Consider the following 26,332-nt stretch of genomic DNA (forward strand, 5'->3'; position numbering starts at 1 on the left):
ATCTGAAATTCCAGGGCAGATCATCTGATTTGCCCTGAGTACCTCCCCTGATAGCAATAGCTGAAGGGGAGTTTTTCTGAGTATATATATGACCGGCCTTACATTTGAACTTCTCTGCATGCAGCTACTCACAGGAATTGCCCTGGGTAGCATCTACGCCCTTCTAGCACTGGGTTTGTGCCTGATTTTTGGCATGCTCAATGTAGTGAACTTTGCACACGGTGCCTTCTTCATGGTTGGCGCATTTATGGGCGTCTATTTTTTAGGCGTAACGGGAAACTTTTGGTTCAGCTTAATTCTCACGCCGCTTGCCACTGGAGCCCTCGGATTATTAACCGAGCGATTCTTAGTGCGCCCCCTATACGGTCGAGGTATTGACTACCCGCTACTCCTCACCTTTGGATTGTCTTATGTCCTGATTGAGGCAATGCGCGTTACTTTTGGCATAGAAGGTTTGCCTTCCGTTACGCCTGATGGATTGAAGGGTACTTTAGATGTTGGCATTGGCTTCTTTCCAAAATATCGCCTGTTCCTGATTGCGGCTACCGTTGTCATTATTTTTGCAGTCTGGTTTTTCATTCAAAAGACTCGCTACGGCCTCATCATCAAAGCAGGCGCCGCTGACCAAGAGATCGTCAAGGTACTTGGCGTAGACATTGCTAAGGTGTGGTTAATGGTATTTGGACTAGGCTGTGCGATCGCCGGCCTCTCTGGAATATTGGCCTCACCTACTCGCTCGGTGAATCCAGAAATGGGCATTCCGATCTTGGCAGAGTCCTTTGTTGTGACGGTTGTAGGCGGCATGGGCTCAGCAGTCGGCGCAGTTGTCGCAGGCCTCTTGGTTGGCGTGGTTTACAGCATGACCTCCCTATTCTTTCCAGACCTTGCAGAGCTTTCGATTTTTGTGCTGATGGCAGTAGTACTCTTAATTCGCCCGCAAGGTTTATTTGGCAAAGCGGGGGCGATGGGTTAACCCTCCGAATATTTATGAAATCATTTTTCCAACTCGTTGAACGCCATCGCGTGCTAGCAAGCAGCCTTTTCTTGATGGTTTTTCCTTTCATCATGCCGTACGAAGCGCTTGCTATCAATATCTTGATCTTTGGCTTATTCGCCATGGGATTCAATCTCTTGTTTGGCTACATGGGACTACTATCCTTCGGACATGCAGCCTTCCTTGGTATTGGTAGCTATCTCACTGGTATTGGCATCGTCCATTACTCCATGCCTTGGGGCGCAGCAATATTGGTAGGCGTCATTGGTGCGGCTATCGGCGGACTGATTATGGGCTTTCTAGCCATTCGCACCAGAGGCATTTACTTCTCCATGGTGACACTCGCATTGGGTCAAATTGTGTTTTATTGCTTTTACAAGGCTGAGGGTTTGACTGGTGGGGAGAATGGCTTAAGAGGGGTACGAGTTGACACCTTTAATATTCTCGGCTTCCCAGTTGATTTTTTAAACCCCTTGGTGAAGTACTACATCATTCTCTTTTTTGTAGTCATCGCAATTTGGCTCATATCCCGAATCTTGAGCTCACCTCTGGGCGCCGTGATGGAGGCGATTCGCGAGAATGAAAAACGTGCCGCAGCCTGTGGCTTTGATGTCGCCCGCACCAAACTATTGGTTTTTGTGTTGTCAGCTGCAATCTGCGGTTTAGCGGGTTCATTGCGCGCTCTACACCTTTCTATTGTTCCAATAGACTCACTCCACTACCTCCAATCTGGACAAGCGGTAATGATGAGCATCTTAGGTGGTATGGGCACTTTCTTTGGGCCATTCATTGGCGCAGCTGTCATGCTCTATTTAGAGGATGTGGTTACTACCTTTACCAAGCATTGGATGGCCGTTATCGGACTGATATTTATGTTCTTCGTTTTGTTCTTCCCTAAAGGAATTTGGGGAAGCATCTTGAGCAAGCTAAACCTCAATCAGGATTTGAAATAATGAGTAGCTCAAATCAAACCCCCATTCTAGAAGCTCGTAATGTCAGTAAGAGCTTTGGGAAATTTAAAGCCTTACAGAATGTCTCAACCACATTTATGCCCGGCTCCCTTACAGCAATCATTGGACCTAATGGCGCAGGCAAAAGTACCTTCTTTAATGTTCTTAGTGGCGCATTTCCACCGTCTAGCGGCCAAATCTTATTTAATGGCAAAGATATTACCGGCATGCAGCAATATGAGTTTGCCCGTATCGGCATCTCTAAGAGCTTTCAGATTACCAATGTATTTAAGCAACTCACCGTTCATGAAAATGTGCGCGTTGCCGCCCAAATGGAAACGGCGCGTTATAACTTTTTACGTAATGCACAAAGTTATCCAGAGCCCATTGAGCTTGCAGACCAGTTGTTACGTCGCGTTAACTTAGAGCATCTCAGAAATAAAAAGACGGGGGACTTAGCCCACGGTCAACAACGCGCTTTAGAAATTGCGATGGCGCTCGCATGCAACCCTAGCCTTCTTTTACTGGATGAGCCAACCGCAGGCATGTCTCCTGAGGAAACGCTCGTCATGATGGATCTCATTCGCACGCTTGCAAATGAAAGAACGGTGATTTTGGTTGAGCATAAGATGAAACTCATCATGGGTTTATGCAAACGCATCATTGTTTTACATCATGGTGAGTTTTTAGCTGAAGGCACTCCAGAAGAAATTCAGAATAATGCAGAGGTACGACGTGTGTACCTAGGTCAAGGTTAAAGAAGGTGTATATATGTTGCGTGTAGAAAATTTAAATGCCTGGTACGACCGCAGCCACGTTCTGCAAGGCGTCTCCTTAGAAGTCAATAGCGGTGAAATCGTTACCTTAATGGGCCGTAATGGTGCTGGCAAGACTACTACCCTGCGCTCCTTAATGGGTCTGCTGTCAAAGAGGGAAGGTAAAGCTTCTATTGATGGCACCTCTTTTTTAGATCTCGCGGCGCATGAGCGCTACCACTTAGGCTTAGCTTATGTCCCCGAAGATAGGCGGATTGTTCCAGGATTAACCGTCAAAGAAAACTTAGAGCTGGGTGTGATTGCCAAGAAAAGTCGTGGCGATATGAATGCCCTGGTTGATGAAATCGCAGAAACCTTTCCTCGCCTGAAGGAGCGATTGCATCAGGATGGTACTTCGATGTCTGGTGGAGAACAGCAGATGCTAGCGATTGCTCGCGCCATGATTGCCAAGCCAAAAGTAATCTTGTTGGATGAACCATCAGAAGGGATCATGCCAGTCTTGGTTGAAGAAATGTTTGAACTATTTGCCAAACTAAAGCAGCAGGGTTTAACTATTCTGCTTGTGGAGCAAAATGTTCAGCAAGCACTTAAGATTTCCGATAGAGCTTATATTTTGGATCAAGGTGAAATTGTTTTCCACGACACCGCTCAAAATCTGTTGAATAACGACGAGATTCAGCAAAAATACTGCGCTGTTTAATCTTTCAAATCCCCGCTTAAATTAGACCTAGCCAATGTCCTAATTGGTGCCAAACGCTGGTGGGCACCAAAGTTAACAACCAGGTCATCGTGAGATAGCGTAGTAACTTACCAATAAACATATAGATTAAGCATGGGCCCCAAGCCAGCCTGAGCCACCCTGCCGCCAAACACAAGGGGTCGCCAAAGCCAGGCAACCAGGATAACAAGAGCATCTTTGGCCCCCGCTCTTCGAGCCAGCGCTGCATTCTGCCATTACTGGGTCCTTTGAGGGACTCAAAGCTATTACGGCTTATTAGTCCGAGCCACCAGTCAAGCATACCCCCCAATGTATTGCCGATCGTGGCAACCATAATGGCGATCCAATATAAATGGGGATTAACTGAGACGTAGCCAAACAGTATGGGCTCAGAGCCGACAGGCAGTAAAGTTGCGGAGATAAAAGCGCTGATAAATACCGCTGGCAAACCAATCGATGGCATCCCAAAGAAGTCAAAGAATTGACTGAGCATTTGCTCCATTACGCCAGAACTCCGGACGGTTTAGAAAGTAAGTACTTGGTCATCTATCAAGTATGCCCCAATAGACACTCAGGTCGGCCGCGGCCCTTAGGAATGAGGTCTTTTTTGACCTGCCCTGAATTCTGAATTCTTGCTTAAACTGTAGGTCTTAGCATTAATTAACCTCCCCCTACTTTAGATAGCCATATGAATCACCCCATCCCCAAGCCAGACCAATATCAAGATATGCGTGAAGCTTTGCGCGACCTCTGTAGCAGCTTTGACTCTGCTTACTGGCAAAAGGTAGATCATGAGCGTGACTATCCAGAGGCGTTTGTAGATGCCATGGCCCAAGCGGGCTGGTTAGCGGCATTAATTCCTGAGGAGTATGGTGGCTCTGGATTGGGTTTGGCTGAGGCTTCAGTCATCATGGAGGAGATTAATTTCTCCGGTGGCAACGCTGGCTCTTGCCATGGACAGATGTACAACATGGGCACCTTGCTACGCCATGGCTCTGACCTACAGAAGAAACTCTACCTCCCAAAAATCGCAACCGGTGAATTACGCCTTCAGAGTATGGCGGTGACCGAACCCAGCACAGGCACGGATACCACCAAACTCAAAACTACTGCCGTCAAAAAAGGTGATAAGTACATTGTGAATGGTCAGAAGGTTTGGATCTCCCGCATTCAGCACTCTGATTTGATGATTCTGCTAGCGCGCACTACGCCATTAGCAGAGGTCAAGAAAAAATCAGAGGGCATGTCGATCTTTATCGTCAACCTGAAAGATGCTATTGGCAATGGCATGGCAATTCAGCCGATTGCTAATATGGTCAATCATGAAACCAATGAAGTCTTCTTTGATAACTTAGAAATTCCAGCTGAGAATCTCATTGGCGAAGAAGGCAAAGGCTTTAAGTACATCTTAGATGGCCTCAATGCCGAGCGCGTCCTCATTGCAGCTGAGTGCATTGGTGATGCTTATTGGTTTGTAGATAAATCACGGCGTTATGCCAATGACCGTGTGGTATTTGATCGCCCTATTGGCAAGAACCAAGGCATTCAGTTCCCTATTGCCGACTCGTTTATTGAGACCGAGGCAGCTAACTTGATGCGCTTTAAAGCATGCGAACTGTTTGACAATAATCAAGCTTGCGGTGCAGAGTCGAATATGGCTAAGTACTTGGCTGCAAAAGCCTCTTGGGAAGCGGCCAATGTTTGTCTACAAACGCATGGTGGCTTTGGTTTTGCGAATGAATATGATGTTGAACGCAAGTTCCGCGAGACCCGTCTCTATCAAGTTGCGCCTATCTCTACGAACTTGATCTACTCTTATGTGGCAGAGCACATTTTGGGTCTGCCACGCTCCTTTTGATGTGCTAGATCTTTTGATTGATTGAGTTTTTTTAGACAAGTAATGACATGAGTATTCGCCCCTTAGATGGCATCACTGTAGTTTCCCTAGAACACGCTATTGCCGCCCCTTTTTGCACGCGCCAATTAGCTGATTTAGGTGCGCGTGTTATTAAGGTTGAGAGGCCTGGTGCCGGAGACTTTGCCCGCGCCTATGATGAGCGCGTCAATGGCATGTCCTCTCACTTTACTTGGGTCAACCGCTCCAAAGAAAGCTTGACCTTAGATCTCAAACAAGAATCTGCGCTAGCAGCACTGAAGATGCTACTCAAAACAGCTGACGTCCTAGTACAAAATTTGGCGCCTGGTGCCGCAGCACGCATGGGACTGACTGCAGAGCTCTTGCAAAAAGACAATCCGGGTTTGATTTTGTGCGACATCTCAGGTTATGGAAATAACGGCCCTTATCGTGACAAAAAGGCTTATGACCTGTTGATTCAAAGTGAAGCTGGGTTCTTATCTGTTACCGGCACACCAGAAACTCCTAGTAAAGCAGGTAACTCGATTGCTGATATTGCTGCAGGCATGTATGCGTACACCAATGTACTGGTGGCACTATTACAGCGGGGTAAGACTGGCAAGGGATCTACGATTGATGTTTCTATGCTCGAGTCTTTGGGTGAATGGATGAGTTATCCACTCTATTACGCTTATGAGGGTGCAACACCCCCTCCTCGCAATGGTGCATCTCATGCCACGATCTATCCTTATGGGCCATTTAAAGCTGGTGATGGCGGCACTATCATGCTGGGATTACAAAATGATCGTGAGTGGGTTTTATTCTGTGAAGTGGTACTTGAAAATCTAACCCTCGCCAAAGATGAGCGCTTTGATAAAAACTTCAAACGTAATGAAAAGCGCGATGAATTACTCTCCATCATTGATGCGTGTTTTAGCAAACTCACTACCGAGCAGGTCATAGCAAAGCTAGATAAAGCTCAAATCGCCAATGCCCGACTTAACGATATGCAGGGTTTATGGAATCACGATCAACTCAAAGCTCGCGAGCGCTGGGTACAAGTCGGGTCACCGGTAGGTCCCATTCCAGCAATGCTTCCGCCTGGTAGCAATAACAGCTTCGACTACCGCATGGATGACATTCCTGCGGTGGGGCAGCATACCGAAGCAATCCTATCTGAACTTGGTATTGCCGCAACTGAAATTAAGGTGATGCGCAGCCAAGGGGCGATTTAAAGTAGAGGTGATGCTAAGTGTGCTGCGTTCTCTAGCAAGACGCGCCAACGTGGTCGCTTAGCCCAACTTACCGGATCAACTAAATCCGATTGCGCTAAGTAGGATTCAATCAGGGTCTCTAGCTTGGCACAAAACTCATTGTTGTAGACAATTAAACTGATCTCAAAATTGAGGCGCAAGCTGCGCTGATCAAAATTGACTGATCCAAAAATTGCCACTTGCTGATCAATTAGCAAACTCTTGGTATGCAATAAACCACCATGAAATTCAGCGATATTGACACCCGCATCCATCAGGTCAGCATAAAAGCTATGGCTACTCCAGGCGACTAAGGCTGAATCGTTCAATTTAGGAACAATTAAAGTGACCTTCACACCACGACCAGCTGCTGCCATCAACGCCTGAATCAAGCCATCATCTGGACCAAAGTAAGGCGTGGTGATGATGAGCTCTTTGCGTGCATCCATGATGGCGGAGAGCAATACCTGATACAAGATGTCATCGCGATATACCGGACCGGAAGAAAACTCTTGGGCAAGTACTCGCCCCTCAATCGGAGTGGGAGTGGGAGCCACAGCATTAAAGTGGGTAATCTTCGGATTGTCGACACTCCAGTCAAAAGAGAATGTCAGCTCAAACTGAGATGCAACCGGGCCTTCAATTCTGACCATGGCATCCACCCACTCCCCCACACCGGAGTCTTGCTTAAAACTGCGTGGATCGACCATATTCATACTGCCAGTCCAAACCACGGTGTTATCGATCACAAATATTTTTCGATGTAGCCGGAGATCCGCACGACGAAATTGAAAGCGTCCAATTTGAATTGGCAATGCCTCAGTGACTTGAATGCCAGCATTTCTAAAGCGATTAGGCCAGCTGGATTTAAACCAATCTTTACTTCCCAATGAATCTAGTAACACCTTACAGGCTACACCCCGTTTAGCCGCCGCAATTAAGGCCTCGCCAACGCGATCAGCATCACCACCTAAGGCCCAAATATAAAACTCCAAATGCAGTGATTTTTTTGCCTGGTTAATTTCGTCAATGAAATGCTGCAAAATCTCAAGTGAGCTGGTAAACAACTCTATCTTGTTACCAGCAATCACGGGGGATCCGTTTTTGGATTCAGCTAATAAGCTAAGAGCCCTGCCTTCGATAGGTAGTTGTAGCTTATCAGCTTGATAGTGCTTGCGCATTTCTGCTGTGATGGCCGCATATTCCTTATCCATCCGAATAATTTTTCTCGTGAGTTTACGACCTACAGGGCGCTCACCAATCAGGATGTAGAGACTGATACCTAGAAGCGGAAACAAGACCACAATCAAAAACCATGCAATCGCAACACCGACTGGTCTTCTGACGGAAATTAATCTAAATCCAAACAGAATCACAATGACCGCATGAACTATGGGGACCCAAATTAAAGAGAATCCAAAAATAGATCCTAATAAATAATTTAATATGCTCATATGATTTCCAGTTCAGCAGTAATACCTAGATGATCTGAGAGCTTCAACCATTCATGCAAAACTGCTGCCGAATGAATCTTCAAGCCTCGTACATAAATTCGGTCCATTGAAAGCATGGGCTTCACACTGGGAAAGGTTTTTGCAGGAGCACCTGTAAGTACCTCAAAAACCTCTTGAAAACCAGCGGCACGCATCGGGGCGCTAACACGATTACGCCAATCGTTAAAGTCACCCGCCACAATAGTGGGTCCACCCTCTGCAAGAAAATCAATGTAGCGAATAATTTCATCTAATTGACGCTCTCGCCCCCTCTCAAATAAAGCTAGATGCACACAAAAACAATGGATCGGCGTTGAATTTCCTTCTAGCTGGGCAACGCTATGGAGCAAGCCTCGCCTCTCGAATCGATAGGCAGAGATGTCGTAGTTTTCACCTTTACGCAATGGCCTCTTTGAAAGGATTGCGTTGCCATGATGGCCGTCTGGATACTCAACATTTTTACCGTAGTGCCAATCATGCCAAAAGTCTTCGGATAAAAAATGGGTAAGCTCTGTTAGTGGCCATTGGCTAAATCTCCTAATCCGCCCACGATGCTCTTGTTGCAGCTCTTGTAAAAATAGCAAGTCTGGATGATGACTGCGCATTTTTTGACGCAACTCATAAATAGTGGATTTTCTGTGCAAGGGTGATAGCCCCTTGTGGACATTCATAGTCATGATGCTAAAGCGACCTAGCACTTGTGTCATCAAAACTGTCCTGCAGCACGCTGCCGTCGCACGCGTGCTAAATAGATTTCACCCTCGACTAAATCCTGACACTGCATACATTTATTACAAATGGATGCCTGCTCGCGTAAGTCATCAATCGAGTCAATTGGATGAGTATCGAGATATTCGCGCAGATCAACATCGAGAACCTCATTACAGAGGCAAATGACTTCAGCCATGAGTTCAAAAAGGGGAAATTGTTTGCATTCATGCCATTTTGCCATCCCCTTGCTAGAATCTAGCCCATGTTGACGACCTTTCAAGATGCTTTCAGACTACTTTTGCATTTAGATGCAGGGGTCATTGGCATTGTGCTGGTCTCACTTCAGGTCAGCTTGAGCGCATTGATCCTCGGCACCATACTAGGACTACCAGTTGGTGCCCTATTGGCCACAGAGGAATTTAAGGGTAAACAAACAATTACACTGATCTTAAACACCCTCATGGGCGTTCCAACTGTGATTATTGGTGTCATTGTGTATCTACTGCTATCGAGGACAGGGCCTTTAGGAGTATGGGGCTGGCTATTTACACCCAAGGGCATGATCCTGGCCCAAACACTGCTCACAACCCCCCTAATTGCCGCCCTGAGCCGCCAAATCCTAGAGGATTCTTGGAGAATTCATCGGGATGCTTTCATGGCACTTCGCTTACCCAAGCTTTCCACCCTGAAGTGGCTTTTATGGGACTGCCGCTTCTCCCTCACCATTGCCATCCTTGCTGGACTCGCTAGAGCGATATCCGAAGTGGGGGCCGTCATGATCGTCGGCGGTAATATCGATCAATCTACTCGTACCATGACAACAGCAATTGCCCTAGAAACTAGCAAAGGCGATCTCCCCTTAGCACTTGCTTTGGGTATTGTTTTGCTTGGCATTGTTTTGTTGGCAAACCTCTTTACATTTGTAGTTCGCCAAATTGCGGAGCGTCGCTATGGTTAATCATTCTGAACAATTCCAGCAATTTATTGAGTTCAAAGACGTCATTGTCAAAAGTGATGGACGCATCATCTTGGATATCCCTCATGCAGTGATTCCTGCAGATCGAATTTGCGCTTGCATTGGCCCTAATGGCGCCGGCAAAACAACCTTCCTCAAATTAATAGATGGCTTAATCAAGCCAGACTCGGGCACCGTTAATCACTCAAGCGGCCCCATTAAATCGTCTCTGGTATTGCACCATACGCCAATGATTAAAGCCTCAGCACGAACGAACATGTCGATGGTGACAGACTCAGATCCCTCAATTTCTTCTATTGCTATTGATGCGGTGATGGAGCAGATCGGCTTAAGTCACCTTGCCAATAGTCCTGCGCACAAACTTTCGGCAGGTGAAAGACAAAAACTTTGCTTAGGTCGAGTTATTTTGCAAAAACCCAACTTGATACTGCTTGATGAACCTACGGCTAATTTAGATCCGAACACGACAGAACAAGTCGAAGAGATCATTCGCCAATTTAAGTGCCAAGGCTCTGATGTCATCTTTACATCTCACCAACTTGCACAAGTACAAAGAATTGCGGAATACATCATCTTCATTGATCAGGGCCAGATAAAAGAAAAGGGACCCGTAGGTCCCTTCTTTGCCAATCCCCAGACACAAGCAGCTAAACGCTACTTACATCAAGAATTACTCGTCGACTAATTACTTGGCTGCTGGTGCCGCAGCTACAGGAGCAACAAACGGTGGCGGAGCTACACAAGCTGCGGGAGCTGGTGTACCAGCAACCCTGAAGCGATCAGCCACTCTATTTTGAGCTTGACATAGCTGGAATGCACCCATTCTGTCGCCATAGGCAGTCTTGGCTTTTGCCAAAGCTGCAGCCTCTTGAGCCTCAGGTGTCAACGGAGGCAAGGCAGCAAATACAGCTGCGCTTGCGAGTGAACAGAATGTGAGAGCGATGATTTTTTTCATAGCCATGTCCTTATTTATTAACTTTGTCGTACCAGAGCTCATGGTGCTCTTTAGCCCAAGTAGCATCAACATAGCCAGTCATCATGCCATCCGATGAGCCTTGCATACCGATAGAACCAATGTAAATGTGGCCCATTGCCATTGCAGTCATCAAGATAGAGGCAGAGCTATGAACGATGTTGGCTAACTGCATGGTGCCACGGAGATACTGCACGTCCATGAACGGTACGATCATATCGAGCACGAATCCTGAAGCTGAGATAGTTAAGCCTAGTACAACCATACCAAACCAGAACCAGATTTTTTCACCCATATTGAAGAAGCCTGCAGGTGGGTGCTTACCGGTCAATGCACCGCCAAGCGTCATCAACCAGGTAAGGTCGCCCTTGCCAGGAATGTTGCGAGTGGCAAACAGCAAGAAGAAAATCACAACGCTCAAAGTAAACAATGGGCCAGAGTAGTTATGAATATTCTTGCAAATCATCAAGAATGATCCGTAAGCCGCACCACCCATCAAAGGCATTGCAAAGTACTTACCCCACAAAATCAACATACCGGTTAAGGCTAAGCCGATAAAACTGGCAGCCATTACCCAGTGCGTGAAGCGCTCAAAACCATTGAAACGCTTGATTTTTTGACCCGACATAGGAGCGTGAAGCTTGATTGGACCCTTGACCAAGAACAGAGCAGCAATACCAAAGAAGGCAATTGCTAGAATCCAAGCACCGTAAACAGTGATGACACCATTACGAATCAAACGCCACTGTTGACCAGCGCGCTGAATCAACACACTAGACTCTTTATCAGGAATGCTGACATAGTTATAAGGGTCGCTGTTCGCGGTATCCCAAATAGCACCTTCCTTAGGCGCCGTATTTGCGGGTTGCGATTGCGCTTGGGTACCCTTTGAAATCTCGTTGAGATTCTTTGGGAAATCAATTCCGCTTGGGCTAGGCAGAGGCGGCATTGCTGCACGTTCTGCCAAGGCAACGCCACTTAAAAGACTTAGCGAGACACCAAGAGCTAAAGCCCAGGAGCGACTGACACTAATAAATGATCGATTCATACAAATATCCTTAAACGTTTTCGTTTTATTTATTGTTGTTTAACTGATCACTTAGCGCGTGAATATTCAGATTGACCCTGATTGCGCTTGTTAATCGCTTCTGTCCAACTAGCTTGATCTCCAGGCTTCCATCCCTTAGTCATAAACCCATTGTCAGCACCCATATAGGGTGCGACATCTGGACGCTTAGCTGCATAGGCTGCAACTTCAGGTGGTTCAGAGCATGCGGATAAGAGCGTACCTGCTGCCAGAGCAATAGCGAGAGTTTTGAAATTCAATTTCATGATTTCGCTCCTGGAATTTTGGCAGCTGGTGTTGGGGCTGGAGCTGGTGAGCCGGCAGGACCATAAGCAGTTGACCAACCGAAGATGTCATTGCTTGGATATCTACCATTCGCTTCGCGCACTGAAACGCGTTTGGCGTAAATACTAGAAATCACGTCGCCATCTCCACCAATCAATGCTTTGGTAGAACACATCTCTGCACATAAAGGCAACTTACCTTCAGCTAAGCGGTTACGGCCATATTTTTCAAACTCAGCAACGCTACCGTTGGCTTCTGGGCCGCCACTACAGAATGTGCACTTGTCCATTTTGCTGCGAACACCGAAGGCGCCCTTGCTCAAGAACTGAGGTGCACCAAATGGGCAGGCAAAAGAACAATAGCCACAGCCAATGCAAATATCTTTGTCATGCAAAACCACACCTTCGTCGGTACGGTAGAAGCAATCCACTGGGCAGACAGCCATACAAGGCGCATCTGAACAGTGCATACATGCAACTGAAATAGACTTTTCTTTGCCGACGATACCGTCGTTAACCGTAACTACACGGCGACGGGTAATACCCCAAGGCACTTCATTGTCGTTTTTACAAGCAGTAACACAGCCATTGCACTCAATGCATCGTTCTGTATCACATATAAATTTCATTCTTGCCATTGTGTTCTCCTGACTTTATTTTTTAACTTAGGCAAATTTTTCGATTTGGCACATGGTGGTTTTAGTTTCTTGCATCATCGTTACCTGATCGTAGCCATAGGTCGTAGCAGTATTCACCGCCTCACCTAACACAACTGGGGCAGCGCCCTCTGGGTAATATTTGCGCAAGTCGTTACCCTGCCACCAGCCAGCAAAGTGGAATGGTACAAAGGCTGTGTCTTGGTCAACCCGCTCAGTAACCATTGCGCGCACCTTGATCTTGGCACCCGTTGGAGACTTAACCCAGACGTAGTCCCAATTCTTAATGCCACGAGCTTCTGCAGCCTTAGGATTGATCTCCACAAAGTTCTCTTGCTGCAACTCTGCCAACCATGGGTTAGAACGAGTTTCGTCTCCCCCACCCTCGTACTCAACCAAACGACCAGAAGTCAGAACGATTGGGAACTTCTCATAAAGCTTGTCGCTCAAGTTCTTGTCTTGCAGCGTTTTATACAAAGTTGGCAGGCGCCAGAAATTCTTCTTATCCGCAGATGTTGGGTACTTGCGCATCATTGGCTCATTAGTACTGTAGAGCGCCTCGCGGTGTGTTGGTATGGCATCTGGGAAGTTCCATACCACTGCGCGTGCTTTCGCATTGCCAAATGGATGGCAACCGTTTTTCATTACCACACGCTGAATACCGCCAGAGAGGTCAGTCTTCCAGTTTTTACCTTCAGCAAGCTTTTGCTCTTCTTCAGTTAATTGATTCCACCAGCCGAGTTTTTTCACAAGTACGTGATCAAACTCTGGATAGCCAGTGGTGATCGCTGAACCCTTAGAGCAAGAACCGTCTTCGGCCAACAAATTCTTACCGTCTTTTTCCACACCGAAGTTGGCGCGGAAGTTACCGCCACCTTCCATCACACTCTTACTAGTGTCATAGAGGTTTGGTGATCCTGGATGCTTAATTGCTGCAGTACCGTAGCAAGGCCAAGGCAAACCGTAGTAATCACCTGTTGTGTCATAGCCAGTTACTGGATCAACACCGCCACGTGACTTCAATGTCTTCGGATCGAATACTCCCGCCATTCTCATGTGCGCTTTCAAACGCTCAGGAGTTTGACCGGTGTAACCAATTGTCCAGACAGAGCGATTAATTTCGCGCAAGATATCTTCGATCTGCGGCTCTTTCCATTGCTTACCAGCAAACTTCGAATTGAGCATCTTGTAATTCTTGGAGAGCTCTTCACCGAAACCAAGGCGATCAGCAAACGCTTGCATGATCACATGGTCAGGAACAGACTCAAACAATGGGTCGATCACTTTCTCGCGCCACTGCAATGAGCGGTTTGAGGCAGTAGCTGAACCCGTAGTTTCAAACTGAGTTGTCGCTGGCAATAAGTAAACATTACGATTTTTGTTTACAGACTGGCCTTCAGCTGGAGGCATTGCTGCCATAGCCGCAGTCGCACTTGGATAAGGATCAACCACCACCAACAAATCCAATTTGTCCATCGCACGCTTCATGTCCAAACCGCGTGTTTGTGAGTTTGGCGCATGACCCCAGAAGAACAAACCTTTGACATTGGTCTGCTGATCAATCATGTCATTCTTCTCAAGTACCGCATCAACCCAACGAGAAACCGTAGTACCGGATTTCTCCATCATATCAGGAGCGTAGCGACCTTTGATCCACTCGTAGTCAACACCCCAAACTGTTGCGTAGTGTTTCCATGAGCCTGCTGCCAAACCATAGTAACCAGGCAAGGAATCTGGATTAGGACCTACGTCGGTTGCACCTTGAACGTTATCGTGACCGCGGAAAATATTTGCGCCACCGCCGGACTTACCGATGTTGCCCAAAGCTAATTGCAGAATGCAAGATGCGCGCACCATGGCGTTACCAATGGTGTGTTGTGTTTGACCCATACACCAAACTAAAGTGCTTGGGCGATTCTTCGCCATCGTTTCAGCAACTTTGTACATCTGTGCTTCTGGAACGCCACAAGCCTCTTCTACATTCTTTGGAGTCCACTTCTCCATCACTTCTTTGCGGATCTCGTCCATACCGTAAACACGGTCATTGATGTACTTCTTATCTTCCCAGCCATTGTTGAAGATGTGATAGAGAACACCGAACAAGAATGGAATATCAGTGCCCGAACGAATGCGAACGTACTGATCAGACTTCGCTGCAGTACGGGTGTAGCGTGGATCAACTACGATCACCTTGCAACCATTTTCTTTTGCATGCAATAAGCTGAGCATAGACACTGGGTGCGCTTCTGCAGCGTTAGAGCCAATGTACAAAGCCGCCTTGGAGTTCATCATGTCGTTGTAGCTATTAGTCATCGCACCATAGCCCCAGGTGTTAGCAACACCGGCAACTGTTGTGGAGTGACAAATACGTGCTTGATGGTCTGTGTTGTTGGTTCCAAAGAAAGAAACCCACTTACGCATTAGGTAAGCTTGCTCGTTATTGTGCTTTGAAGAACCAATAAAGAAGAGTGAATCTGGACTGTACTTGCTACGCAAATCTTTCATCTGAGCAGTGATTTCAGTCAAAGCCTGATCCCAAGAAATACGTTGGTATTTACCGTCAACCAACTTCATTGGGTAACGTAAACGGAAATCACCGTGGCCATGCTCGCGCAATGATGCGCCCTTAGCGCAGTAAGCGCCCAAGTTAATCGGGGAATCAAATGCGGAGTCTTGACGAACCCAAACACCATTCTCAACGGTAGCGTCAGTCGCGCAACCTACGGAGCAGTGGGTGCAAATGGTTCTCTTAACCTCGATCTTGCCCTTGCCGTCCAGCATTGCTTTGCTTTGCTCAGCAGATGCCTTTTGTACCAGCGTTAATTGGCTTGCCGCGATACCAGCACCAACGCCTACTCCGGAGCGCTTGAGGAAGGTACGGCGATCCATCGTTGGCACGGCGGACTGAAGTCCCCGTGACAAGCTACCGATGAGGCGTGATGCAGGTGTAGAGCGACCGCTCTGTGGGGTATTGGATTTACGAGTCAGACTCATATGTTGTCCCTGAGAAATATTTTTATTTAATTATTTGGAAATGACTTCTTTAGCAACTTGATTTAAAGCATGGTGGTTTCGTAATACTTACGAATGTGCGCTGTGAGTTGATAGCCATCATCTTTACCCTGCACTGTGCTGCCAATTTCTTGAATCACTGCTTTGCCAAGCGGAGTTTGGGAGGCTATGGCTACGGCACCAACAGTGGCACCCGCTCCGATGAAAAACTTCCTACGGGAAGGCTTGTTTTCTTCGTTTACTACGGCTGTAGATTTGGTGCTCATCGCATGCTCCTCTTTAGTGCAAATTTGATATGCATCAAGTGTAATTGGTAATTGCATTTTTGACATATTAGAGTTACAAAAAAATGATTCTAGGGGGGTAAACCCTAGTCTTTTTGTAATGCACTACAAAATTTAAATCATGTCGAAGCTTTGTCCTTCAATCGCAAGAAACTCCCGAGTCAAGGCAGCTACTGGATGGTAGAGATGCATCTCTGGGATATCTTCTATTGCATCGCAGAGTTCGTCATACCAAGGGCGAATATGGCTATTGAAAAAAACCCTTTGATTTGTAAGGTTTGAAATCTCTACGTCATCCCCTGCAATGAGGTACCTCATGACCTCACACAAGGCTGAAATATGGTCCTCAGTTTCTGTAACTTCTTCCGCAGATTCCAAACCAAAAGTCTGAAGAGATCGACGGATCTCGACTAAAGGTTTTTCATTTAAATGGCCAGCCATGTAAAAAGAGCCATTTAGAATAATGTTGGGTCGCCCCACGCTAATGAAGTTCAGGTCAAACTCCTCGTGCCAGGCCTGAGCGGGATTATTTTTAGCAACCTCAACTACGCTATGCCAAACCTTCGCCAGCGGAGCATCTTCTGCCTGAATCTCTTCTCCATCAGGAATGGAGGCGGCAATTTGATTCAGCAATTCCTGATCTGGCGCTTGATGAAAAAGTCGGGCAATCAAACCATATAGATCAGCACGAGCCAGATCCTCTGGCAAACCCTCGTCCCCAACCGTGGTTACGGTACCTTCTTGTGTCTTTTCACTCATTGTTCTTTATTCACCATGTCAACTACACGACAATCACTGCACATCTTGAGTCTCTCTAATGCGGCGCCAGCAAATGCCCCATGAGCACCCAACTTGGAGAGCATCAAATCGACCATCTTGGAGGTTCCAAAAACCTTTCCACAGCTAATACAGTGAAAGGGTTCGGTTTCATTCAGCTCAACCTTTTCCTTGCGCTGCTCCACTGAAAGCAAGCGTGGCGATAAGGCTAAGGCGTGCTCGGGGCAGGTTTGAACGCAGATACCACATTGAACGCAGTGCTTTTCGATAAAAGAAAGCTTCGGCTCATCCAGGTTATCCAATAGCGCGCCCTCAGGGCAACTGCCTACACAAGACATGCAAAGTGTGCAAGCGTCCTTATTTATATTGAGTCCACCCAAGAAGGATGACTTTGGCAAGACTGCTCCAGCTTCTGGAAGTGGTGTTTTGGCTTGCTTTTGCAAATGCTCTAAGACCATCTCGATTGTTTCGCGCTTCTGATTCCCCAAACCAAAACTGGCCGGCGAACAAATAGCTTGCAGAGCGCCGCGCTGACGAAGCTTGCCCATAGCAATAGATGCTGGCTGCAAATCCTCTGCGGACTTGAGTTGTATTAACGAGAACCTGGCATCAAATCCATAAGCAGCCAGAATGGCGTTCCCTAAATCGGTTTGCGTTTCTAGTGCGGCACGATAAGCAGGATCCTCATCGCCTGTCAGCAGCAGAATCACTTCGCCAAAACCATAACTGAGCGCACCCAGCCATAAATCCAACCCGGTAGAAGCAATGTGCTCAATGCCATAAGGCAATACAAAAGATGGCAATCCTTCAAACTGCTTTGGTCTCAAGTGCGCCATACGTCCCAGAGAATCTAAAGCTTGGCTTCCAGCTTGAAGTGTATGCAATAGCAAAGCAGGTGCTTGCGCTTGTTTAGTCTTGGCACTCTCGAGGGCAAAGACATTGGCGAGAGTTTTAATCTCTTTACCTTGATGGGGCACGCTTGGGTAGTTGTAGCGCATTGCGCCGGATGGGCAGACTGTCGAGCAAGCTCCACAACCCATACACAAATTTGGATTGACTTCTACAGTACCCTGTCCATTCTTAAACACAGAAGATATAGCGCCTGTAGAGCAAACATCGATACAAGCATTGCACCCAACTTTGCCATTACGGCCATGCGCACAAATCTTTTCGTTATAGACAAAGTACTTTGGCTTTTCAAACTCACCAACCAAACCTAATAGTTGGGTGGCAACCAATGCTTGCTCTAAGGGATCATTTCCGGGAGCAAAGTAACCTTTTGGCGTCTGACTCATGCGCATCTGCGGATCAACACGCAGATCCATAATCAAATCAAACTCAGCACTGCGCTGACGCTCTACTCGATCAAAATTGATCGCACCGATACCAGCACAGGCCGTAATACATGCACGATGCGATTTGCATTTATCTAGATCAATCTGAAATGCGTCATCAATTGCGCCTTCAGGGCAAACCTCAACGCAGGCCCCACAGCGGGTACACATCTCTGGATCAATGGGGTTTTGCAAATCCCAATCTACCGTGAAATTCCCTAGATAACCATCTAGCTTAATAGGGCTACCGGTATAAATCGGAAAGTTTCTGGCGATGGGGAGTGCACCCGGTTCGGTACATAAAACAGAGACCTCAAGAGAATCGCTCAGCTTTTCGGCCCAAGGTAAAGCTTGCTTACCAGGACCAACAACCAGTAAGCGCCCTTGGCTTTCATAATTAACGACCGGCACGGGCTCTGCTTGCGGCATCTCAGCTAAAGCTAAGAGCGCGGCGATCTTTGGGGTGGAAGCTTTAGCTTCTTGTGTCCAACCTGCTACCTCACGAATATTGACGAAACGCAATGGCGCAACCAAAGGCTTGGCTGATTGTTCGGCTAGCTCACTAAATAATGCGCTTTCTTGAGTGCACGCAATCACGATGGCATCGCTACCATCAAATGCCTTCATCACTGAACCCACTTCCTGCCTACATAAGGAGGTGTGCATGGTGAGGCCCAAGGCCTTGCCATCCAAGGGCATAGTTCCGTTGCAATTACAGACTAATTTTTGACTCATTGATTTCTTCTTAACTGGTTTTTTTATCCACGGGCAAGGGGTCTTTATCCCCTACTTCCTGAATAGTCGTTGGTGTGGATGTTAAATCAGTCTGAGCACTTAGGGGTAAAGCCTGTTCTACTGGCTCAGGCGGCACCTTGGCAACAGTTTTCGCATCGTCAGCTTCCTCGTCGCCATCCTTGCGGAAAATGTTGAGCATGTCCGATTGCACCATGCGCTTGAGCATTTCCAAGGGAATGGGATCGGGTTTGGAGTAGTCATCAATGTAAATGTCCAGGCCATCCATGATGTTGAAGTGCGGGTCCGAGAACATCTTCTTCATGGCAGCTTGCTGAACTGCTGGATCTACATCTGGCTTCATAAAGGCAGAAAAGTCAGGTGCAAAACGATCGATCTTCTCGACATCGTCCAAAGTTGCTGGTGGGGGTGTGTCTGCAGAAGCTTGCTGCACTTCAGGCTTAGCTGTTAACGCTTGCGTGGTCTGCTCGACTGGTTTTTTTTCAGGCTCTAACTGCTCACCAGCCTTCAGACGTGACCAACGGCCCAGAAATCCGCCGGCCATTAATCTTCTACCCCACGATTAGCGCCTTTGAAAGACTCAGGGCGATGTCGCTTCTTGGGCTCAGGACGGTAATGCTCATTGACATACTCTTGCAACCAAGAGGCATGCTCTGAAGAAAGTGGCACGCTATCCACTGACTCGCCACCATCCAATAAACGCCCTGCTTCGTTGTAGCTGACGCAAATGCGGTGCGGAACTGCAATCGACGTTTCCGATTTAGCTAGCTCAATAGACTGGGCATCAATATAGCGCTCAATATCTTCCTCTAGGCGCCACATTACAAACCAACACGGTTCAATAGCTGAAAGATTAAGGTAGTAGCCTTCACCCTCATCTGGGAAGAGCTTGAGTTCGTAGCCAGTAAATAACCAAGACTCACCTTGCTCATCGCGCCCTAAAAACTGCCCCACGAATTTGTTCTCGACACTGGGTATATTGGTGAACTGCCCAAAATCCGGCAACACCTCATGAGGTACCCACCGATATGAAATCCACGGGTTATCAACAAACTGCTTGCGCATGATCACAGCAAAACGCATAAGGCCTTAGGTGTTTTGAACCACAATGTTTGGAAATTTATTACTCATATCCTTAGACAGTGCTGCCACTTTGATGGCGACTCGTCTTGCAATCGTTTTATAAATTTCGCTAATAGCGCCATCAGGATCTGCGACTACGGTTGGACGACCCGCATCCGCCTGCTCACGTATCGATAAGTTCAAGGGCAATGAGCCCAAAAAGTCTGCGCCATATTCTTGGCACATCTTTTGGCCACCGCCAGTACCGAACACATGCTCTTCATGACCGCAACTTGGGCAGACATACGTACTCATATTTTCGATGATGCCCACAATCGGCACCCCAACCTTCTCAAACATCTTTAAGCCCTTGCGCGCATCTAGCAATGCAATGTCTTGTGGTGTAGTCACAATCACCGCACCTGTAACAGGCACCTTCTGAGCAAGCGTTAGTTGAATATCGCCGGTACCAGGAGGCATATCCACAATTAAATAATCGAGATCGCGCCAACGGGTTTGACGCAGCAACTGCTCTAAGGCAGAGGTCACCATAGGGCCTCGCCAAACCATAGGGGCATCGTTATCGATCAAAAAACCAATTGAGCTCGCTTGAAGGCCATGACCTTCCATTGGCTCCATGGTGTTTTCTTCAATGGATTCTGGTCTACCGGTAATACCCAACATCATCGGCTGGCTTGGTCCATAGATATCCGCATCCAACATGCCTACTTGTGCACCTTCAGCGGCCAAAGCTAAAGCAATATTCACGGCGGTAGTCGACTTTCCGACCCCACCCTTGCCACTGGCTACAGCAATAATGTTTTTTACATTAGGTAATAGTTTGACGCCACGCTGAACAGAATGGGCAACGATTTGACTGCTCACATTGACGCTGACGTTTTTAACATCAGGTAATTCACGGAGCACGGCAATCACCGATTTACGAATCACATCAAATTGACTTTTTGCTGGATAGCCTAAAACAATATCCAAGCTAACATCACCGCCATCAACGCGTAAATTTTTCACACTCTTCGATGTTACAAAATCAATTTGGGTATTAGGGTCAATCAGACCTTTTAGTGCAGCTTGCACAGTCTCTATAGTAAGTACCACCGACTTCTCCTAAGAAAAACTTCCCACTAAAGGGAGGCTCAATTGTTTATTGAGTTCTATTACAAATAATGGAATAGCGGCTAGATTAACCGCACATGCAAAAAATTGCTTAAAACGAGCTCAGAGGCTCGTTATCGTTACTCAAAAAATGAGGAGGCTGATGTAATACACCGCCATAGACATCACGGCAGTGGCTGGAATGGTGAAGATCCAGGCCCAAACGATATTGCCAGCGACTCCCCAGCGAACTGCACTTGCGCGCTGGGTGGAGCCGACGCCAACAATAGCCCCAGTAATTGTGTGGGTAGTAGATACCGGTACCCCCAATGCAGTTGCCATGAATAAAGTGATTGCTCCACCAGTCTCAGCGCAAAAGCCGCCAACAGGTTTGAGCTTGGTCAGCTTCTGGCCCATGGTTTTCACAATGCGCCAACCACCAAACATCGTGCCCATTGCAATCGCAACGTAGCAAGAAATAATAGTCCAGGTAGGTGGCATGCTGTTACTCGACTCTGCGTAACCGGTAATGATCAGCAGCAACCAAATGATGCCGATAGTCTTCTGGGCATCGTTGCCACCATGGCCCAAACTATAAGCACCTGCAGACACTAACTGTAAACGCCTAAACCAGCGATCTGTTTTTGATAGGTTGGCATTGCGACAAACCCAGGCTACCAACAACATCGTTAATGAGCCCAATAAGAATCCCACCAGCGGCGAAATAAAGATGAATGAAACCGTCTTGATAATTCCTGACCATACCAAGCCATCAACACCAGCCTTAGGTAGAGCCGCTCCAACCAGCCCACCAATCAATGCATGGGAAGAGCTGGAAGGAATGCCGTAATACCAAGTAATTACATTCCAGATGATGGCGCCCACTAGGGCTCCAAAGATCACATGCAAATCTACTGCAGCTGGATGAACAATTCCCTTGCCCACGGTAGCAGCAACACTAAGATGAAAAATGAAAATAGCAAGGAAATTAAAGAAAGCGGCAAAGAGCACTGCCTGCTGAGGCTTCAGAACTCCAGTAGAGACGACGGTGGCAATCGAGTTAGCGGCATCATGAAATCCATTCATGAAATCGAATGCCAAAGCTAGCGCTACTAAAAGCGCTACCACCCAAAATGCGACTTCTATTGTGGTCAACTTATTTAACCTTAGGAATTTTCAAGAACAATGCCTTCAACCAAGTTGGCAACGTCTTCACATTTATCAGTCACTTCCTCAAGCAGCTCATAAATACGCTGCAGCTTAATGAGCTCACGCACTTCGATATCTTCCCGAAATAATTTAGTGATCGCAGTTGAGAGCAGGCGATCTGCACCAGATTCCAAATGATCGATCTCGTCACAGGTCTTGAGTGCAGCCTTTGCAACTTCTGGCTCTGATATGTCTTTGAGCATACCAACAGCATTTTTGACGCCTATACAGCATTGGTTGCAAAGCTGAGCCATATGCAGCATCTCATCCGTCATTTGCTTCACGTTGTAAAGATGCATGGCTTCTGTACCGTTCTGAATTAAATCAGCCACATCGTCCATGGTATTGATGAGATCAAAAATTTGATCGCGATCGATTGGAGTAATGAAGGTCTTATGAAGGCGGCGATGCACCTCTTTAACCACATCATCACAGGCGTGTTCTGCACTATCAACCTCTTGCGTGTATTGAGCACGCAATGCTTCATCGTTGTAATGTTCAATGAATTTTAGGAAAGATTCGGATGCTGCAACGATATGGGCAGCATGTTCGTTGAATAATTCAAAGAAATTGCCATCGTGAGGCATTAACTTACTGAAGAACATAATTCACGATCCTATAGAAACAAACGACTGAGATTGAGTAACTTGCAAATATTCTAAACAATGCCTTAATTCACTATAGGAAACCCGGCATCTGTTATAAGCCCCGAGGCTAATTCTGGGGAGAGGGTCGTTTCTAATGTGACCAACTGTGTCGCCAGGTCCACCTGAACCTGAGCCTGGGGATCTTGGGCTTGCACAGCACGAGTGACTGCGTTGACGCAACCACCACAAGTCATTCCTGAAACCTTGAGCGTAAACATGGCTACCCTTTCAAAACAATCAAAATACAGTAGTTAATGGCTTTTTTTCACCATGCGGTAGATTATCTTCTACATGAGCACTACAGAATCCCCAAATTCAGAGTTTTATACCCTCGACATCGGCGGGATGACCTGTGCTTCCTGTGTTGGCAGAGTAGAAAAGGCTTTAGACAAGATTCCTGGGGTTGAGGCAGCAAGCGTCAATTTAGCGACCGAGCAGGCAAGAATTCGCGTTCGGCGGGGTTCCTCAAGCCTAGAGGACATCATCGCGCTTGTTAAAAAGACAGGCTACGAAGCTAAAGAAAGTTCCATTCGAGGTAATCCGGATCAGAAAATTAGCAAGCCATTTTGGGCTGCCGATGGTTTAGGCCGCGTGGTTCTGAGTTTTGCACTGTCAGCACCCCTCTTCTTGCCGATGTTCTTTATGCCTTTTGGTAATCATTGGTCTTTATCAGGATGGTGGCAACTCGCTTTGGCAACACCAGTCCAATTCATTTTGGGATGGCGTTTCTATGTCGCAGGCTATAAATCCTTAATGGCTGGCGCGGGCAATATGGACTTATTGGTTGCCTTAGGTACTAGCGCTGCTTATGGGCTCAGTCTGTATATTTTGCTCACTTCAAACCATGCACATGAACTTTACTTCGAGGGATCTGCAGTCATCATCTGCATGGTCTTATTAGGCAAATGGTTGGAGGCACGAGCCAAGCAACAAACCAGTGAAGCGATTCGCGCCCTGCAAAAACTCTGGCCAGAGCATGCCAAAGTTTTAAACGCGGATGTTGAGCTACAGGGGAATGCAGGTATTAGCGCCGATCAATATCGCGACTTACCACTAGAACAAGTGCTACCTAGCGATAAAGTCTTCATACTTCCCGGTGAACGCATTCCGGTAGATGGCGTCATTATTTTGGGTAGCAGCCACGTTGATGAATCCCTGCTCACCGGCGAAAGCAAACCCGTTAAGAAATCAATTGAATCAAAAGTCATTGGGGGCGCCTTAAATGGTGAAGGTGCACTAGTAGTAATGGCGCAAGCTGTTGGTGTTGAAAGCGTACTCTCACAAATTATTAACTTGGTAGAGGAGGCGCAAACACAAAAAGCGCCGATTCAAAAGTTAGTTGATCAGGTGAGCGCGATATTTGTGCCCACCGTCATTGTGCTTGCGCTCTTAACTGGCCTAGGCAACTGGCTTTACTTAGACTCCATCTCCACTGCTATCTTGCGCGCCGTATCGGTCTTAGTGATCGCTTGTCCTTGTGCGCTTGGCTTAGCCACTCCAGCTGCAATCATGGCAGGTACTGGCATAGCCGCACGTTTCGGCATTTTAATTAAGGATCCGCAAGTATTAGAGTTGGCGCATAAGCTCAATATCGTTGCCTTTGATAAGACCGGCACATTAACGATAGGCAAGCCACGCATGCTCGCACTACTACCTTTAGATGCATCACTTGCCGATGCCGATCAGATCCTCGCCACTGCTGCAGGCTTGCAATTGGGAAGCGAACATCCTTTGGCAAAGGCATTACTAGTTTCATCCAATGAAAAAGGCATCGCGCCGATTACCACTTCGTTTAGTAAAGGCTTGCCTGGTATTGGGATTGAAGGCATTCCGAGTAGCGGTCCTTTTGCAGGTCAAACACTGCGTTTGCAGAGCCTAGCCTCGCTTGAGGGCAGTAGTCAGCACAATCTCGTTTTGCAAAAAGCACAGGCGTATTTTGAACAGGGTCAAACTGTTTCTGTACTGATGAGCTTAGGTAGCGAAAGTAATGGCGCACCTTCACCAATTGCTGTCATTGCTTTTGGAGATGAACTGAAAGTAAATGCAAAATCAGCGGTCGACGCATTGCATACATTACATATTCGGACGGTGATGCTATCGGGCGATAATGTATCCGCCGCTACTCGCGTGGGAAAAATAATCGGTATTGATGAAGTCTTTGCACAAATTATGCCGAGCGATAAAGCGCAAATGATTCATCAGCTACAAAATCCACCTGCAGCTCAGAAACAGTATGTTGCGATGATTGGTGATGGCGTCAATGATGCGCCAGCATTGGCGATGGCGGATGTGGGCATGGCGATGTCTACCGGGACTGATGTAGCCATGCAAGCCGCTGGAATCACACTAATGCGTGGCGACCCTACTTTGGTTGCTGATGCAATTGATATCTCTAAAAAAACTTGGAATAAGATTGCTCAAAATTTATTTTGGGCGTTTGCGTTTAATACGATTGGTATACCGATGGCAGCCTTAGGCTATCTATCACCTATGCTGGCTGGGAGTGCAATGGCGCTCTCCAGTTTTTGCGTGTTGAGTAATGCCCTACTCTTAAAGCGCTGGCGCCCCAATAACCTATCAGCTATTTAGAATTCTTACGCAGTAACTCGATATCTCCGTACAGGGCACGGGTTTCTGATTTTGTATTGTCGGTATCCGTCAGCAGTGCAATACCAATGACATTACCTGGCACCTCTCCATAAGCCAACTTGTAGTCCGCCGCTAAATCCCGCTCATGCTTGCGCCACTCGCCCAGACTATCCCAACCAGAATCCACCACAATCATCTTTACACGAGAGGTATGGGCATTGTTCAAAACTGTATTGACTGAATTCTTACCCGACCAGATGTACATCACTGTGGCGTAAGGCATTTCTTGACCACTAATCAAGTTGGCCATCTCAAAGGTGAGTTTTTCCTTGAGGGGAAGTTTGGATTTATTACCATCAAAGGCTACTAAGATACGCAGTGGTGCATCGTCATGCTGACTATCTGTATTGTCTGCTTGGGGTATTGCACCTACTGCCTTCCATTCCCATTGCAACCATAAGTTCTGTGCTGAGCGGGGACGAAGTTTTACCGCGAGACCAGATGCTGATGTTTTAGAGTTAGCAGCTAGCACGGTACGACCTTGGTATTTCTCCAGTCGGTAAATGGTGTTCTTTTTATAGGGTGCGATGCGATAGAAATGCCAACCATCTGGCATGCCATCACGCGGCTTCTCAGCAGAGAACTTAGGTAAATCCTCTTGAGCTGGTAATTGATCCGCATTAAATGCCTGCCCTGCCTCATTCTCAATAGAGTTTCCAGTCAAACCTGCACAGCCTCCTAAAGAGATGGCTAGGATGATTAAAAGCAAATGGGATCGAAAACAGGTTTTACTTGGCATAGCATCAATTGTCCCAAAGAATGGCTTACTTAAGTCTAAAATCATGAC

At 47.0% G+C, this 26,332-nt stretch carries 28 protein-coding genes; 9 read left to right on the top strand and 19 right to left on the bottom strand.

Annotation, left to right across the window (positions count from 1 at the left end; translation table 11 throughout):
* Positions 1-88 precede the first annotated feature (88 nt).
* From ICV89_RS06840 to ICV89_RS06855, 4 genes are read left to right on the top strand one after another with little or no spacing between them, the layout of a single operon-like run.
* Entirely contained in the window at positions 89-973 is an 885-nt protein-coding gene (locus ICV89_RS06840) for a branched-chain amino acid ABC transporter permease (RefSeq protein ID WP_215307644.1), read from the top strand.
* Positions 974-987: 14 nt separating this feature from the next.
* Positions 988-1,947 (top strand): branched-chain amino acid ABC transporter permease, encoded by a 960-nt coding sequence (locus ICV89_RS06845; protein WP_215307646.1) that lies wholly within the window; start codon positions 988-990, stop codon positions 1,945-1,947.
* Positions 1,947-2,702: an ABC transporter ATP-binding protein gene (locus tag ICV89_RS06850; RefSeq protein WP_215307648.1), complete on the top strand. Its 756-nt coding sequence runs from the start codon at positions 1,947-1,949 to the stop codon at positions 2,700-2,702. Before ICV89_RS06845 ends, ICV89_RS06850 begins: the two co-directional genes overlap by 1 nt.
* Before the next feature lie 13 nt (positions 2,703-2,715).
* Positions 2,716-3,420: an ABC transporter ATP-binding protein gene (locus ICV89_RS06855; protein WP_215307650.1), complete on the top strand. Its 705-nt coding sequence runs from the start codon at positions 2,716-2,718 to the stop codon at positions 3,418-3,420.
* Between the two features lie 16 nt (positions 3,421-3,436).
* Here the strand turns inward: ICV89_RS06855 and ICV89_RS06860 are convergent, their stop codons facing one another.
* Entirely contained in the window at positions 3,437-3,940 is a 504-nt protein-coding gene (locus tag ICV89_RS06860) for a YqaA family protein (protein ID WP_215307653.1), read from the bottom strand.
* 186 nt (positions 3,941-4,126) lie between these two features.
* On the opposite strand from ICV89_RS06860, the gene ICV89_RS06865 reads away from it, so the two are divergent.
* Positions 4,127-5,296: an acyl-CoA dehydrogenase family protein gene (locus ICV89_RS06865; RefSeq protein WP_215307655.1), complete on the top strand. Its 1,170-nt coding sequence runs from the start codon at positions 4,127-4,129 to the stop codon at positions 5,294-5,296.
* 47 nt (positions 5,297-5,343) lie between these two features.
* Positions 5,344-6,528: a CaiB/BaiF CoA-transferase family protein gene (locus ICV89_RS06870; protein ID WP_215307657.1), complete on the top strand. Its 1,185-nt coding sequence runs from the start codon at positions 5,344-5,346 to the stop codon at positions 6,526-6,528.
* Here ICV89_RS06870 and cls read toward each other — a convergent pair.
* From cls to ICV89_RS06885, 3 genes are read right to left on the bottom strand one after another with little or no spacing between them, the layout of a single operon-like run.
* Positions 6,525-8,000 carry a cardiolipin synthase gene (gene cls / locus ICV89_RS06875; protein WP_215307659.1) on the bottom strand — a complete coding sequence of 492 codons (1,476 nt, stop codon included), beginning with the start codon at positions 7,998-8,000 and terminating at the stop codon, positions 6,525-6,527. The two genes, ICV89_RS06870 and cls, sit on opposite strands and share 4 nt — an antisense overlap.
* The gene (locus ICV89_RS06880; protein ID WP_215307661.1) at positions 7,997-8,746 is read right to left on the bottom strand and encodes an endonuclease/exonuclease/phosphatase family protein; all 750 of its coding nucleotides are present in this window, start codon (positions 8,744-8,746) and stop codon (positions 7,997-7,999) included. Before ICV89_RS06880 ends, cls begins: the two co-directional genes overlap by 4 nt.
* Entirely contained in the window at positions 8,746-8,946 is a 201-nt protein-coding gene (locus tag ICV89_RS06885; RefSeq protein WP_215307663.1) for a hypothetical protein, read from the bottom strand. The genes ICV89_RS06880 and ICV89_RS06885 overlap by 1 nt, the downstream gene beginning before the upstream one ends.
* Before the next feature lie 66 nt (positions 8,947-9,012).
* Between ICV89_RS06885 and ICV89_RS06890 the strand changes: the two genes are divergently transcribed.
* Both ICV89_RS06890 and ICV89_RS06895 read left to right on the top strand, forming a co-directional pair.
* A complete protein-coding gene (locus ICV89_RS06890) occupies positions 9,013-9,708 on the top strand; it encodes an ABC transporter permease (RefSeq protein WP_215307665.1) in 696 nt (231 codons plus the stop codon).
* Positions 9,701-10,411 (top strand): energy-coupling factor ABC transporter ATP-binding protein, encoded by a 711-nt coding sequence (locus ICV89_RS06895; protein ID WP_215307667.1) that lies wholly within the window; start codon positions 9,701-9,703, stop codon positions 10,409-10,411. The genes ICV89_RS06890 and ICV89_RS06895 overlap by 8 nt, the downstream gene beginning before the upstream one ends.
* On the opposite strand, the gene ICV89_RS06900 is transcribed toward ICV89_RS06895, so the two are convergent.
* The 14 genes from ICV89_RS06900 to ICV89_RS06965 form a co-directional block, all read right to left on the bottom strand.
* Positions 10,412-10,681: a hypothetical protein gene (locus tag ICV89_RS06900; protein WP_215307669.1), complete on the bottom strand. Its 270-nt coding sequence runs from the start codon at positions 10,679-10,681 to the stop codon at positions 10,412-10,414.
* A gap of 10 nt (positions 10,682-10,691) precedes the next feature.
* Positions 10,692-11,747, bottom strand: a complete 1,056-nt coding sequence (locus ICV89_RS06905) for a formate dehydrogenase subunit gamma (protein WP_215307671.1) — start codon at positions 11,745-11,747, stop codon at positions 10,692-10,694.
* Positions 11,748-11,794: 47 nt separating this feature from the next.
* On the bottom strand, positions 11,795-12,031 hold the full coding sequence (locus ICV89_RS06910; protein WP_215307673.1) for a hypothetical protein: 237 nt from the start codon (positions 12,029-12,031) through the stop codon (positions 11,795-11,797).
* Positions 12,028-12,687, bottom strand: coding sequence for a formate dehydrogenase FDH3 subunit beta (gene fdh3B / locus ICV89_RS06915; protein ID WP_215304386.1), 660 nt, complete (start codon positions 12,685-12,687; stop codon positions 12,028-12,030). Before fdh3B ends, ICV89_RS06910 begins: the two co-directional genes overlap by 4 nt.
* Before the next feature lie 27 nt (positions 12,688-12,714).
* Positions 12,715-15,699 carry a formate dehydrogenase subunit alpha gene (locus tag ICV89_RS06920; RefSeq protein WP_215307675.1) on the bottom strand — a complete coding sequence of 995 codons (2,985 nt, stop codon included), beginning with the start codon at positions 15,697-15,699 and terminating at the stop codon, positions 12,715-12,717.
* A 62-nt stretch (positions 15,700-15,761) separates the two neighbouring features.
* Positions 15,762-15,983 (bottom strand): formate dehydrogenase, encoded by a 222-nt coding sequence (locus ICV89_RS06925; RefSeq protein ID WP_215307676.1) that lies wholly within the window; start codon positions 15,981-15,983, stop codon positions 15,762-15,764.
* A gap of 132 nt (positions 15,984-16,115) precedes the next feature.
* Positions 16,116-16,760, bottom strand: a complete 645-nt coding sequence (locus ICV89_RS06930; protein ID WP_215307678.1) for a molecular chaperone — start codon at positions 16,758-16,760, stop codon at positions 16,116-16,118.
* The gene (locus ICV89_RS06935) at positions 16,757-18,847 is read right to left on the bottom strand and encodes a 4Fe-4S dicluster domain-containing protein (RefSeq protein WP_215307680.1); all 2,091 of its coding nucleotides are present in this window, start codon (positions 18,845-18,847) and stop codon (positions 16,757-16,759) included. The genes ICV89_RS06930 and ICV89_RS06935 overlap by 4 nt, the downstream gene beginning before the upstream one ends.
* A gap of 10 nt (positions 18,848-18,857) precedes the next feature.
* Positions 18,858-19,409 (bottom strand): DUF3306 domain-containing protein, encoded by a 552-nt coding sequence (locus tag ICV89_RS06940; protein WP_215307682.1) that lies wholly within the window; start codon positions 19,407-19,409, stop codon positions 18,858-18,860.
* Positions 19,409-19,948, bottom strand: a complete 540-nt coding sequence (locus tag ICV89_RS06945) for a DUF3305 domain-containing protein (RefSeq protein ID WP_215307684.1) — start codon at positions 19,946-19,948, stop codon at positions 19,409-19,411. Before ICV89_RS06945 ends, ICV89_RS06940 begins: the two co-directional genes overlap by 1 nt.
* 6 nt (positions 19,949-19,954) lie before the next feature.
* The gene (apbC, locus tag ICV89_RS06950; RefSeq protein ID WP_215307686.1) at positions 19,955-21,043 is read right to left on the bottom strand and encodes an iron-sulfur cluster carrier protein ApbC; all 1,089 of its coding nucleotides are present in this window, start codon (positions 21,041-21,043) and stop codon (positions 19,955-19,957) included.
* Positions 21,044-21,184: 141 nt separating this feature from the next.
* On the bottom strand, positions 21,185-22,126 hold the full coding sequence (locus ICV89_RS06955; protein ID WP_371817890.1) for an anion permease: 942 nt from the start codon (positions 22,124-22,126) through the stop codon (positions 21,185-21,187).
* A gap of 80 nt (positions 22,127-22,206) precedes the next feature.
* A complete protein-coding gene (locus ICV89_RS06960) occupies positions 22,207-22,854 on the bottom strand; it encodes a DUF47 domain-containing protein (RefSeq protein WP_215307690.1) in 648 nt (215 codons plus the stop codon).
* A 65-nt stretch (positions 22,855-22,919) separates the two neighbouring features.
* Complete coding sequence (locus ICV89_RS06965) at positions 22,920-23,114, bottom strand: heavy-metal-associated domain-containing protein (RefSeq protein WP_215307691.1); 195 nt, start codon at positions 23,112-23,114, stop codon at positions 22,920-22,922.
* 73 nt (positions 23,115-23,187) lie between these two features.
* Between ICV89_RS06965 and ICV89_RS06970 the strand changes: the two genes are divergently transcribed.
* The gene (locus ICV89_RS06970; protein ID WP_215307693.1) at positions 23,188-25,485 is read left to right on the top strand and encodes a cation-translocating P-type ATPase; all 2,298 of its coding nucleotides are present in this window, start codon (positions 23,188-23,190) and stop codon (positions 25,483-25,485) included.
* Here the strand turns inward: ICV89_RS06970 and ICV89_RS06975 are convergent.
* On the bottom strand, positions 25,478-26,329 hold the full coding sequence (locus ICV89_RS06975) for a DUF3047 domain-containing protein (RefSeq protein ID WP_251370802.1): 852 nt from the start codon (positions 26,327-26,329) through the stop codon (positions 25,478-25,480). The two genes, ICV89_RS06970 and ICV89_RS06975, sit on opposite strands and share 8 nt — an antisense overlap.
* Positions 26,330-26,332 lie beyond the last annotated feature (3 nt).

This window comes from Polynucleobacter sp. Adler-ghost, assembly GCF_018688495.1.
GTDB lineage: Bacteria > Pseudomonadota > Gammaproteobacteria > Burkholderiales > Burkholderiaceae > Polynucleobacter.